Raw genomic sequence first — 12,790 nt, 5'->3', positions numbered from 1 at the left:
GAAGTCCTCGACTCCTATATCCGGTGGTACAACGCAACACGGATCAAGGTCTCGCTCGGCTCTCTTAGTCCGGTCGAGTACCGGCAATGTCTCGGAATCGCGGCATAAATGAGTCCAAGAATTTAGCCGCACCCCCACTGGCAGTCGGCTAATATTGGTCCGTCGACATCCGTGCGAGGATCGCAGGCAATCGCCGACGCACTAAAATTCTGGGCCTAAAATGGCCGCTCACAAATCTTTCAATTTAAAACCGTGATTTCATTCGACACCGGAAGTCATCGTTTCAATCTGCGGGCGGCCGCAGTAATATTTCAAGACGACTATGTCCTGCTGCATCAAGCCGAAGGTGACGACTTCTGGTGCCTTCCCGGGGGCCGAGTCGAGCCTGGAGAACATGCCGCACAGACTGTTATCCGCGAGATGGAAGAAGAGGTTGGCGCGTCGGTCCACATCGAGAAAACGCTCTGCATAGTTGAGAATTTCTTTGGTTATAACGGACGGCTGCACCATGAGATCGGTTTCTACATGTTCGCGCGCCTAGAGCCCGGATCGCCGTTGCTCGATCTAACGGCTTCGCATTATGGCTCGGAGGGGAACAAACGCCTTACCTTCACGTGGGTTCCTCGGCGAGGGCTGTCTGAGATAGATGTGCGGCCCGTATTTCTTCGTCAGCTGCTTCAAGCCGATTGCGCCGCCCTTGCACACGTGATCCAGCGTGAATCGCATTTTGAAGTCTCATACTGAGCGATGCTTCGCCCGGCAATTACGTCGAAGGAGGGACGGTTGATCCCGTCGTTAGTTCGAGTGCCGAGTTCGGCCATGCCCGGTCAATCGACAGGATTGCTCGATTGGATGACCGCCTTAAAGCGCCGGCATCGACCGCACATTCTGCTTAACTCAACGCAAAGCTTCTTCTGCCATCTAGCCTGGACGTCCGCCCGTAAATGCGCCTAGTCGACATACCAAGATGGGGATTGATAATTGGCGGGGCGGCTGTCATGTTTATCGGACAGATAGCGCTTATCCTTGTTGGATTTTGGGCTTGGGGACCTTCGCCTGGGCATGCAAAGCCGTTCGCGAACCACTCGTTTGCGTTTCAGCTACTTGTAACTGTCGTTGCCATGCCGTTCGTCGAGACGTTAATTGGGCAATGGCTTCCGATCCGCCTGGTAAGCGGAGTTCTTCGTCAACCGTTTTGGCTTGGTGGGCTTGCTTCAGCCATCGCATTTACCTGCCTGCATGGGTACACCGATCGCGCCGTCCTTAGCATCTTCTTGGGCGCGACGGTGCTCGCCGCCGTGTTCGTCATAGAAGCTCAGAGACTTGGCCGCCCAGTACTCAGTACTTACGTCACTCATGCACTGGCGAACGCCCTCGTGATCATGTTGCGACTCATTTAGCACGGTCAAGATTTGGCACGCGAGGCGCGAATGATTTTAATTGACAACGTTCGCGATGCCGAATGAAGTGTTTGCTCCAGCCAATCGAACGGCCGCTCACAGGATTGCCCAATGTCCCATTAGGGTCGACCCGTGCCGGTCGCTCGCGCCGCAACGCCATCTGAAAAGTCGGGCGGATATGATGACAGCTCGATCCGCAAACCCGCTCACGGACCTCGGATAGCAACGCACTCCAACAAGGCGTCCGGTGTCTGCGATCTGCAACCTCGCGCCCGGGGGAAAGCACTGCCATAGACATCCTTCGACCAGACGCGAACTGATGCCGGCACCACGGATCGAAACCTGGCCTGGCAGTTCGCGTGTTTCAGCCCGCCGTTGTAACAGCGAGACGCAGGCAAGAACGACACACATCATGCGGAGACTGCGCGTGCGCAATCGTTCGTGCAGAATCCAGACCGACCGCGTATGAGCCACGCAGCGCGCTGCAAAAGCGGCAACCCCGCCGGAGCGCGCGACTTTCGCCGAAGACAAACTAATCTCGCGCGGTACAGTTTTCAGACGATCGCTGTTGGCCCTCAAAATACATTTGGTTCATCCCTGCGTAGAAGCGGGACTCGAGGGCCCCACCGAGCGATCATGATCAGCGAAGCGGAGCAATGCCCTCGGCCACGCCAGCCGGCATACAGATGTGCTTGATTTCGGTGAAGTCGGCGAGCGCATCGTGACCATGGAGGCGCCCAAGCCCGCTTTGCCGGTATCCGCCGGTTTCCGCCTCCGCAAACAGCTTGTTGTGATCGTTGATCCAGACCGTTCCGTTACGCAGCGCCCGTGCCATGCGAAAGGCGCGCGGACCGTCGTGAGTCCAGACGCTGGCTGACAGGCCGAATACGCTATCGTTGGCCCTCGCGAGGGCTTCCTGGTCGCTTTCGAAGACTTCGAGCGTGACGAACGGCCCGAAGATTTCGTCCTGACAAAAGAACGCCTTCGGATCGCCGTGCTCCACGAGCGTCGGCGAAAGAAACGCATGGCCCGAGCGGCCGCCGCGCAGCAATACGCGATCACTCATATCGCATGCCCGTTCGATGGTCCGCTCGACCGCATCGCGCGTCGGGGCATCGATGAGCGCGCCGATATCCGTCGCCGGATCGATACCCGGTCCGACCTTCAGCGCCGCCAGCGCGCCCGCGAGGTTCTCGCGCATTTCCTGCGCACGCGACGCATGCACCAGCACGCGCCGCGCCGCCGTGCACTGCTGGCCGGAGATGATGGTCGCGGCGCGCGCAAGGCGTGGCGCGACGGCGGCAATGTCGGCATCGTCGAAAACGACGCAGCATGACTTGCCGCCCAGTTCCAGCGACAGCTTTTTCATGCTGTCCGCCGCCGCCGCCATGATCTTCTTGCCCGTCGCGGTCGAGCCGGTGAAGCTCACTACGTCCACGCCGTGTGAATCCGCAAGCCGCTGACTGGCGGCGTGCCCTTGTTCGTGTACGAGATTCACCGCGCCCTTCGGCAGCGCGGTGTGTTCGAGGCAGCGCAGCATCGCGGCAGTGACGAGCGAGGTCTGCGCGGCAGGCTTCACGACCGCCGTGCAACCCGCCGCGAGCGCGGGCGCGAGCGAACGCACGAGCAACACCGCCGGCGCGTTCCACGGCACGATGATGGCGGCCACGCCAGCGGCTTCGCGCAGCATCGTCGAAATGACGCCCGGCTCCGGTTCGAGCACGTGCCCCGCGATATGCCGCGCGAGCCCGGCGTAATAGCGCACTTCGGAGATGGCGCCCGCGATCTCGCCGCGCGATTGCCCGATCGCCTTGCCGTTTTCGCGCGTGAGCAGCGTGGCGAGCGATTCGCGCTGCTGTTCGAGCGCGACGGCCCATGCAAGCAGTACGTCCTGACGCAGACGCGCGTCCTGCGCCCAGGTCGTGCGGTCGAACACGTGGCGCGCGGCGGCGATAGCGGCGTCGGCTTCGTGCGCGCCGCCGTCGGCGTACTGGCCGAGGGCGTCGCCCGTCGCGGGATCGATGCTGTCGAGCGTCGGCGTGCCGGTCCATTCGCCGCCGATCCAGTGCAATGCGTTCATGCTGATGTTTCCTTGAGTGATGATTTCGATTCGGATGACGAAGTGCTCGACGCTTGATGCAGCTCGTCGCCGATGATCGCAATGAGCGCCTCCGCTGCCGCGCTCAACGGCCTGCGCGGATGGCTGACACAGACGATATGGCGCACGATGCGCGGCGCGAGGATAGGGTACGCGCGCAAGGTTCCATGCCGCGCGGCACGCTCCACGACGATGCGCGGAAGAATCGTCGCAAAGCGCGTGTGCTCGACGAGCTTGAGAATGGTGGAAAGCACGTCGATCTCGAAGCGTGGTGCGAGCAGCACGTCTTCATGCTGCGCGGCGCTGTCGAGCACGCCGCGCAATCCGTGGCGCTTGGTCGGCAATACGAGTTCGAGTTCGGGCAACTGTGCCAGTTCGATCGTGTGCGGCAAGTCCGGACCGTGCGCGGCGCTCGTCGCGAGCACCATCTCCTCGTCGAGCAGCGCACGCGAATCCAGCGAAAGGCGTGCGCGTGGCTTGTTGATGATCGCGGCATCCAGCTGACCGCCCGCCACCCAGTCGATGAACGTCGCGCTGTAGCCATCGGCGACGGTGACTTCGACATCGGGATAGCGCGCGTGAAAACGCGCGAGCGAGTCCGCGAGCACGCTCTCCGTCACCGATGCGATCAGCCCAATGCCCACATGCCCCGTCATGACTTCATCGCGCTGGACGAGTTGTTGGCGCGCGTGCGCGAGGTCCCGCATGATCGGCAGAAAGAGTCGATACATGAGCCGCCCCGCCGCGGTCGGCGCCATGCCGTGCGCGCCGCGCTCGAAGAGTTGCTGATGCAGTTCGTCTTCCAGCTTCGCGATCTGCATGCTCAACGCCGGCTGCACGATGTTCAGCCGCTTGGCCGCACGCGTGACCGAACCGTCTTCGAAGAGCGCGATGAAGTACTGGATTTGCTTGAGGTCCATTCGATCCCTTCGGCATCAGCGACGCTAATACCTTCTGCGTCCAGTATCACGACGTAGCAATCGCTCATTAAACGCAGTTCTGTGCGAAACGCCTGCGCCAGCTGCGTGCGTAAAGGAGCTATTGATACGCAACTGTAAGAACGCTGTCATCGGGGCTAACACGGATATAAGAGCCGATGATCCGCCGCATTGAAAAACAGTATTAGAACTTATGGAGCGATCTCGCTACGCTTCAACCGTACCTTGCTGCGGCGTCCTGGCCGCATCGACAGGCGACGAGCAGGCAACAGCTGGAGGCACGATGAACACACGCGATGCCGCACCGCACGGCACTTCCTCATTGCAGTGGGCTCGCCCGGAATCGGACGCGGGTTCCCTCTCGCTGCGCGACTGGCTTGCGTATCTCGCGAAGACCGGACGGGTCGCGGCGATCGACAAGCCGGTGGCGCTCGAACACGAACTGGCGGCCATTGCGAAGCGGCTCGACGGCTCGAAAGCCGCGTTTTTCACGCGTCCGGGCGGACATGCGATCCCGGTCGTAAGCGGCTTCATGGCGAAGCGCGCGTGGATCGCCGAAGCAATGGGTGTGGAAGAAGCCGGGCTGCTCGCGCGATTTTCCGCTGCCGCCGCCGCGCCGCTCGCCTCGAAGGTCGTCGCGCGCGATGACGCGCCGTGCCAGCAAGTAGTGCATACGAACGGCATCAACCTGCATGCGCTCCTGCCCATTCCCACGCACAGCGAGCACGACAACGGCCCGTACATCACGGCGGGTCTCGTGATCGCCCGCAATCCGCGCACCGGCGTGCAGAACGTCTCCATCAACCGGATCCAGGTGCATGGCCCCGACCGCATGGCGATTCTGCTGCTGCCGCGCCATCTGTATGCGTTCCAGCGCGCAGCCGAAGAAGCGGGCGATGCACTCGACGTGGCCGTGGCCATCGGCGTCGATCCGCTGACGATTCTCGCGTCGCAGGCCATCACGCCGATCGATCACGACGAACTGGAGATCGCGGGCGCGCTGCACGGTGCACCGCTGCCGGTCGTGCCATGCGTGACGAACGGCGTGCATGTGCCGGCGTTTGCCGAGATCGTCATCGAAGGCCGCATTTTGCTGAACGTGCGCGAGCCGGAAGGCCCGTTCGGCGAGTTCCCGAAGTACTACAGCGCGAAGGAAGCACGCGAAGTCATCGAAGTCACGGCGCTCACGCATCGGCGCGACCCGATTTTTCATACCATCGTGCCGGCCGAGATGGAGCACCTGCTGCTCGGTGCGATTCCGCGCGAAGCCACGCTGCTCGCGCATCTGCAACGCAGCCATCCGGCGGTTACGGACGTGCATCTGTCGGTGGGCGGCGTGTGCCGCTATCACCTGTGGGTGCAGTTCGACAAGAAGCGCGAAGGCGAGGCGAAGAACGTGATTCTGTGCGCGTTCGGCGCGCACTACGACATCAAGCAGGTCGTCGTGGTCGATCCCGACGTGAACGTGCACGATCCCACCGAGATCGAATGGGCGATCGCTACGCGCTTCCAGGCCGACCGCGACCTCGTGGTGGTGGCGGGCGCGCAAGGGTCGCCGCTCGATCCCTCGACAACGGTCGGCCTTCCGGAAGACGCGCCCGCGCATCTGCAAGGCGTGAGCGCGAAGATGGGTCTCGACGCCACGCGCCCGGTCGTCTATCCGGCGCACGTCTTCACGCGCGTGCGCATTCCGGGACAAGACACGGTCGATCTCGACGCGCTCGTCGCCGGCGACGACAGCGCACTGAACGCCTACCTCACACGCGATGATGGCTGAACGAAAGAAGCGCATCGTCGTCGGCATCTCGGGCGCGAGCGGCGCGGCGATCGGCGTGCGGCTGCTCGCCGCGCTGCGCCGGCTCGGCACGCACGAGACGCATCTGATCGTCTCGGCGTCTGGTGCGGTCACGGCGGCGCAGGAACTCGGCCTCACGCGCGGCGACCTCGACACGCTCGCCGATATCGTGCACAACGTGCGGGACATCGGCGCGGCGGTGGCGAGCGGTTCGTTCCTGAGCGACGGCATGGTGATCGCGCCCTGTTCGATGAAGACGCTCGCCGGCGTTGCAAACGGCTTCGCGGACAACCTGCTGACCCGCGCCGCCGACGTGATGCTCAAGGAGCGCCGCCGCCTCGTGCTGGTTGCGCGCGAGACGCCGCTCAACCTCGCGCATCTGCGCAACATGACGCTCGCGACCGAAATGGGCGCGATCGTGATGCCGCCGGTTCCCGCGTTCTACGCGCATCCGAAGACCATCGACGATGTGGTCGATCACACGGTCGGGCGCATCCTGGATTTGTTCGGCATCGAGCACGGCGAGATTGCGCGCCGCTGGAACGGTCTCGCCGATGAGTTCGGCAGCCGCGCCGGGACCGAGACCGACCGAGACCAGGGAGTGACGCCATGAACCAGCGCGAGACCGGCTTCGCCGATACCGGCGCGCGCGTCGCCGACCACGCCGCCGCCGCGCCTGAGCGCCACGTCGGCCGTCCGATGCCGCGCGTCGAAGACCCCGCGATCCTGACCGGCCGTGGCCGCTACGGCGACGACCTCGCCGTGAAGCCCGGCACGTTGCAGGCCGCGATTCTGCGCTCGCCGCATGCACATGCGGATCTCGTGTCCATCGACATCGAAGCTGCGTCGAAGCTGCACGGCGTGCGCGCGATTCTGACGCGCAAGGACTTGCGTCCGTGGTCGCGGCCGTTCGTCGTCGGCGTGAAGTCGCCGATGGAGCAGTGGGCGCTCGCGATGGACCGCGTGCGTTATGTCGGCGAGCCGGTCGCGGTCGTGATGGCGGAGTCGCGCGCCATCGCCGAAGACGCGCTCGATCTCATCAAGGTCGATTACGCGCTGCGCGATCCGGTCACGTCCATCGAGCAGGCGGTGGCGGACGAATCGCCGGTGCTGCACGAGCGCGTGGGCACCAACGTGATCAGCGACCGGCATTTCAGCTATGGCGATCCGCAAGCCGCGTTCGAACGCGCGCCGCATCGGGTGAAACTCGTCGCGCACTATCCGCGCAATACGTGTGCGCCGATCGAATGCGGCGTGGTGATCGCCGAATATCTGTCGGGCGGCGAGGGCTACGACGTCACCTCGAATTTCATGGGACCGTTCTCGCTGCATGCCGTCATGGCCATGGCGCTCAACGTCCCCGCGAACCGTCTGCGGCACAAGGCGCCGCGCGATTCGGGCGGCAGCTTCGGCGTGAAGCAGGCGGTGTTTCCGTACGTCGTGCTGATGTGCCTCGCATCGCGCAAGGCCGGCGCGCCGGTGAAATGGGTCGAGGACCGGCTCGAACACCTGAGCGCGGCGACCTCCGCGACCGCGCGCCTCTCTACGATCGAGGCGGCAGTGGAAAGCGATGGGCGCATCGCCGCGCTGTCATACGATCAGCTGGAGGACGTCGGCGGCTACGTGCGCGCGCCCGAACCCGCAACTTTCTACCGGATGCACGGCTGCCTCACAGGCGCCTATGCCATTCCGAATCTCGCCGTGCGCAACCGCGTCGTGTTGACCAACAAGACGCCGACCGGCCTCGTGCGCGGCTTTGGCGGACCGCAAGTGTATTTCGCGCTGGAGCGGCTGATTCAGCGCATCGCCATCGAACTCAAGCTCGATGTGCTCGACGTGTACCGCCGCAACTTCGTTCCCGCCGATGCGTTTCCGTACCGCGCGGCCGCCGGCGCGCTGCTCGATTCGGGCAACTATCAGGAGGCGCTGCGTCTTTCGATGGCGCAAGGCGGCTACGAAGCGCTCGTCGCCCGGCGCGACGCCGCGCGCAAGGAAGGGCGCCTTTATGGCATCGGCTTCGCGGCGATCGTCGAGCCATCCGTGTCGAACATGGGCTATATCACGACCGTGATGCCGCCCGACGCGCGGAAGAAGGCCGGTCCGAAGAACGGTGCGATCGCGAGTGCGACCGTGAGCGTGGATCTGCTGGGCGGCGTGATCGTTACGATTGCCTCGACGCCCGCGGGCCAGGGCCACATGACCGTGTGCGCGCAAGTCGTCGCCGATGTGCTCGGACTCGACCCGCAGGACATCGTCGTGAACGTGGAATTCGACACGCACAAGGACGCGTGGTCCGTCGCGGCGGGCAACTATTCGAGCCGCTTCGCGGGTGCGGTGGCGGGCACTGTGCATCTGGCCGCGACGCGCGTGCGGGACAAGCTCGCGCGCATTCTCGCGAAGCAGTTCGGGTGCGCCGCCGCCGACGTTTGTTTCGAGCATGCACGTATCTTCCCGAAAGATGCCGAGGACCGCGCTCTGCCGTTTGCGCGCGCGGCGAGCAACGCGCCGCACTGGGCGCCCGCGCTTCTGCCCGAGGGCGAAAAGCCGGGCTTGCGCGAGACCGTCTTCTGGTCGCCGCCGCACATGGACGCGCCGGATGAGCAGGACCGGATCAACACGTCGGCGGCGTATGGCTTCGCGTTCGACATGTGCGCCGTCGAAGTGGACCGTGCGACGGGACGCGTGCGCATCGACCGCTACGTGACCGCGCACGACGCCGGCACGATCCTGAATCCCGCGCTCGCCGACGGCCAGATTCGCGGCGCGTTCGCGCAAGGGCTGGGCGCGGCGCTGATGGAAGAGTTCCGCTATGGCGCGGACGGCAGCTTCCAGTCCGGCACGCTCGCCGACTATCTGATGCCGACGACCTGCGAAGTGCCCGATCCGGTGATCGTGCATCTGCAAACGCCGTCGCCGTTCACGCCGCTCGGCGCGAAAGGTCTCGGCGAAGGCAACAACATGAGCACGCCTGCGTGCATCGCGAATGCGGTGGCGGACGCGCTCGGAGTCGACGACATCTGTCTGCCGCTCACGCCGCAGAAGGTGATGGCGCTGATCGGCATCGACGATCCCGAACCTTCGCGGCCCGAGTATCGCGCCGCTGCCACGAAGCCCGCAGCGGCGGGCGGCGGCAAGGCGTTGACGGCGCAGGGCACGGTCGATTTGCCCGCGACGCCCGAAGCGGTGTTCGCCGTGCTGCTCGACCCGAAGGCGCTCGCCAACGTCATTCCAGGCTGTCACGCGCTGGACGAGACCGCGCCGAACCAGTATCGCGCGGACGTGACGGTGGGCGTCGGCATGATCAAGGCACGCTTCGAGGCGCATATCGGCTTGTCCGAGATCGACGCGCCGCGACGGCTGCGTCTCGCGGGCGCGGGCATGTCCCCGCTCGGCAGCGCGCGGGGCAGTGGTCTCGTCGAACTGACGCCGCAGGGCAATGGCACGCGCCTCACGTACGACTACGAAGCGCAGGTTTCGGGCAAGGTCGCGGCGGTCGGCGGACGCATGCTCGAAGGCGCGGCGAAGGTGGTGCTCAGGCAATTGTTCGAATCGCTCGGCCGGCAGGCGGCGGGCAAGCCGGTTGTGCAGCGCAGGTCGTGGATCGCGCGGCTCTTCGGCCGTTTCGGGAGGCGAGCATGAAGCCCGCGCCGTTCGACTATCTGCGCGCGATGACGACGCAGGACGCGCTCGCCGCGCTCGCGGAAAACGGCGAGGACGCCCGCGTGCTGGCAGGCGGGCAGTCGCTGATGGCCGTGCTCAACATGCGGCTCGCGCAGCCGCGCGTGCTGGTCGATATCTCGCGCACCGCCGAGCTGGACGCGGTGCGCGTCGACGACCGCGCAGGGCATCTCGTTGTGAGCGCGGCGGCGACGCAGGGCAGCGTCGAATGGCGCCGCTCGTTGCGCGACGAAGTGCCCCTGCTCGCGATGGCGTTCCCGAACATCTCGCATTTTCAGATTCGCAATCGCGGGACGGTGTGCGGTTCCATCGCGCATGCCGATCCGAGCGCGGAACTGCCGCTCGTGCTGACCGCGCTCGGCGGCGACGTCATGCTGCGCTCGAAAAAGAAGCGCCGCACGCTCGCGGCGCAGGACTTCTTCCAGGGAATGCTGATGACGGCGCGCGAGCCGGACGAACTGGTGGAAGCCGTGCGCTTTCCGCTGAAAAAGCCCGGCGAGCGTTACGCGTTCGCGGAGTTCTCGGCGCGGCACGGCGATTTCGCGGTGGTCGCGTGCGCGGCGGTCGTGACGGACGACGCGATCCGCATCGCGGTGGGCGGCGTCGCGGACCGGCCGGTTGCCGAGACCTGGCCGCGTCTGACGGGCGACGACTTGCGGGGCGCATTGAACGACCTGAGCTGGAAACTAAACGCGCAGGACGACGCGCACATCAGCGCGAAATATCGCCGGAATCTGGTCCGGCAATTGGGATGGCGCGTAATCGAGGAGGCGAAGTGAGCAACACGGCGGACAACCTCATGCGGCACGGCGAGCAGCAGCGCATCATGCTGACGCTCAACGGCCATGAACGCAGCGGCTATGGCGAGCCGCGCGAACTACTGTCGGATTTTATCCGCAACGAACTGGGCGCGACGGGCACGCACGTCGGCTGCGAGCACGGCGTCTGCGGCGCATGTACCGTACACGTGGATGGCGTCGCGGCGCGCTCGTGCCTGATGTTCGCGGTGCAGGCGCACGGAAGGCGCATCGATACCGTCGAAGGTCTCGCGCCGCAGCAGACGCTCGGCGACCTGCAGCAGGCGTTCCAGCGTCATCATGCGCTGCAGTGCGGCTTTTGCACGGCGGGCATCCTGATGTCGTGCGCGGACTATCTGCAACGCGTCCCGAATCCGAGCGAGGAACAGGTGCGCGAGATGCTCTCGGGTCATATCTGCCGCTGTACGGGCTATACGCCGATCGTCGCGGCCGTGCTCGACGTCGCCGCGCGCCGTCAGGCGGCGGCAGGCGCGAAGGAGGCCGAACATGCTTGATCTCGGCCGCACTTTCCTGCAAAGCGTCGAGCGCAGCCCGGACGCGCTCGCGCTCGTCGACGGCGACCTGCAACTGACGTATGCGGCGTGGCATCGCGTGATTCTGAATGTCGCCGATGCGCTGCGCACGCTCGGCCTGCAACGCGGCGACCGGCTGCTCGTCGTCCTGCAGAACCGCTGGGAAATGGCGACGCTGCATTGGGCGGCGCAGTTCGCGGGCATCGTGATCGTGCCACTCAACTGGCGCGCGAAGCTGGAGGAAGTCGAATACTGCGTGACCGATGCCGGCGTGAAGGCCATCGTCTACGAACCAGTTTGCGCGGATGCCGTGATGCAGAGCGCGTCGGCGCAAAACCTGCCGCGCGTCGCACTCGACGATGCACCCGGAGGCACGGCGACGTTCGACGTACTGACTGCGGAACGCGCGCAGGAAGGCAGCGGCGAGACGACTCACGCCACCGCCGACGACATCTCGCTCATCCTCTATACGTCCGGCACCACCGGCAAGCCGAAGGGCGTGCCGCGCCGTCACCGGCACGAACGCGCGGGCGCGCTCGCGCACGTCGCGCAGAACCTGTACCGGCGCGGCGAACGCACGCTCGGCGTGATGCCGCTCTATCACACGATGGGCGTGCGCTCGCTGCTTTCGATGGCGCTCGTGGATGGCGTCTTCGTGTGCGTGCGCCGCTGGAACGCGAAGCTCGCGCTCGAATCCATCGCAAGACACCGGCTGACGTGCCTGTATCTCGTGCCCACGCTCTATCACGATCTGTTCGCCGACAGCGGGTTTGCGAGCACGGACACATCCTCGGTCAGAAAGCTCGGCTTCGCGGGCGCCCCGATGAACGACGGCCTGCTCAAACGCCTGTCGGCCGCATTCGAGCCGGAGCTGTTCGTCAATCACTACGGCTCGTCCGAGGTGTACACGTTCAGCATCGACCAGGACGCAACGAGAAAGCCGGGCAGCGCGGGGCGCGCGGGCATCAACACGCGGCTGCGCGTGGTGACGCTCGACGCGGTCTCGCCCGGCGAAACCGCCGCCGCCGGCGAGGAAGGCCAGATCATTGCGGACCTGCTCGGCGACGAAGCGTTCGAAGGCTACTGGAACCGTCCCGACGCGAACGCGAAGTCCCTGCGCGGCGGCTGGTACTTCACCGGCGACACCGGCTACTTCGACGCCGACGGCGATCTCTACGTGACGGGCCGCGTGGACGACATGATCATCAGCGGCGGCGAGAACATTTCGCCGGTCGATATCGAGTCGGTGCTCTCGCTGCATCCGGCCGTCGATGAAGTCGCGGTCGCGGGCGTCAAGGACGAGCGTTGGGGCCAGCGTGTGGTCGCGTTCATCAAGCGGCACGAATACGTCGATGCCGAAGGTCTCGACGCCTGGTGCCGCCAGTCCAACCTCGTCAACTTCAAGCGCCCGCGCGACTACGTGTTCGTCGATGACATTCCGAAGTCGCCGGTCGGAAAAATCCTGCGCCGCAAGCTCTCGGCGGGCGAATATGCGCCCGACAGCCAGGCAACGCCCGCGCAACCTGCAGAAACCACGAAGGAGTAACCCGA

General features: G+C 65.0%; 10 protein-coding genes. 8 read left to right on the top strand and 2 right to left on the bottom strand.

Annotation, left to right across the window (positions count from 1 at the left end; all coding sequences use genetic code 11):
* Both NCT04_RS24620 and NCT04_RS24615 read left to right on the top strand, forming a co-directional pair.
* Nucleotides 1-108: IS3 family transposase (locus NCT04_RS24620; protein ID WP_250468121.1), on the top strand; the 108-nt coding region annotated here is incomplete at its 5' end.
* 144 nt (nucleotides 109-252) lie between these two features.
* Nucleotides 253-744 carry an NUDIX hydrolase gene (locus NCT04_RS24615; protein ID WP_250468116.1) on the top strand — a complete coding sequence of 164 codons (492 nt, stop codon included), beginning with the start codon at nucleotides 253-255 and terminating at the stop codon, nucleotides 742-744.
* A gap of 1,296 nt (nucleotides 745-2,040) precedes the next feature.
* Here the strand turns inward: NCT04_RS24615 and NCT04_RS24610 are convergent.
* Both NCT04_RS24610 and NCT04_RS24605 read right to left on the bottom strand, forming a co-directional pair.
* A complete protein-coding gene (locus NCT04_RS24610) occupies nucleotides 2,041-3,480 on the bottom strand; it encodes an aldehyde dehydrogenase family protein (RefSeq protein ID WP_250468115.1) in 1,440 nt (479 codons plus the stop codon).
* On the bottom strand, nucleotides 3,477-4,418 hold the full coding sequence (locus tag NCT04_RS24605; protein ID WP_250468114.1) for a LysR family transcriptional regulator: 942 nt from the start codon (nucleotides 4,416-4,418) through the stop codon (nucleotides 3,477-3,479). Before NCT04_RS24605 ends, NCT04_RS24610 begins: the two co-directional genes overlap by 4 nt.
* 301 nt (nucleotides 4,419-4,719) lie before the next feature.
* Here NCT04_RS24605 and NCT04_RS24600 point away from each other — a divergent pair, with 301 nt between their 5' ends.
* The 6 genes from NCT04_RS24600 to NCT04_RS24575 are packed head-to-tail and all read left to right on the top strand — an operon-like array spanning nucleotide 4,720 to nucleotide 12,785.
* Nucleotides 4,720-6,213, top strand: a complete 1,494-nt coding sequence (locus NCT04_RS24600; RefSeq protein ID WP_250468113.1) for a UbiD family decarboxylase — start codon at nucleotides 4,720-4,722, stop codon at nucleotides 6,211-6,213.
* Nucleotides 6,206-6,844 carry a UbiX family flavin prenyltransferase gene (locus NCT04_RS24595; protein WP_250468120.1) on the top strand — a complete coding sequence of 213 codons (639 nt, stop codon included), beginning with the start codon at nucleotides 6,206-6,208 and terminating at the stop codon, nucleotides 6,842-6,844. Before NCT04_RS24600 ends, NCT04_RS24595 begins: the two co-directional genes overlap by 8 nt.
* The gene (locus NCT04_RS24590) at nucleotides 6,841-9,870 is read left to right on the top strand and encodes a xanthine dehydrogenase family protein molybdopterin-binding subunit (protein ID WP_250468112.1); all 3,030 of its coding nucleotides are present in this window, start codon (nucleotides 6,841-6,843) and stop codon (nucleotides 9,868-9,870) included. Before NCT04_RS24595 ends, NCT04_RS24590 begins: the two co-directional genes overlap by 4 nt.
* Complete coding sequence (locus NCT04_RS24585) at nucleotides 9,867-10,688, top strand: FAD binding domain-containing protein (RefSeq protein WP_250468111.1); 822 nt, start codon at nucleotides 9,867-9,869, stop codon at nucleotides 10,686-10,688. Before NCT04_RS24590 ends, NCT04_RS24585 begins: the two co-directional genes overlap by 4 nt.
* Complete coding sequence (locus tag NCT04_RS24580; protein ID WP_250468110.1) at nucleotides 10,685-11,221, top strand: (2Fe-2S)-binding protein; 537 nt, start codon at nucleotides 10,685-10,687, stop codon at nucleotides 11,219-11,221. The genes NCT04_RS24585 and NCT04_RS24580 overlap by 4 nt, the downstream gene beginning before the upstream one ends.
* Entirely contained in the window at nucleotides 11,214-12,785 is a 1,572-nt protein-coding gene (locus tag NCT04_RS24575; protein ID WP_250468109.1) for an AMP-binding protein, read from the top strand. The genes NCT04_RS24580 and NCT04_RS24575 overlap by 8 nt, the downstream gene beginning before the upstream one ends.
* Nucleotides 12,786-12,790: the final 5 nt, after the last annotated feature.

Source organism: Caballeronia sp. GAFFF2, assembly GCF_023631485.1.
Taxonomy (GTDB): Bacteria; Pseudomonadota; Gammaproteobacteria; order Burkholderiales; family Burkholderiaceae; genus Caballeronia.
This window is presented reverse-complemented; position numbering and strand designations above follow the sequence as displayed.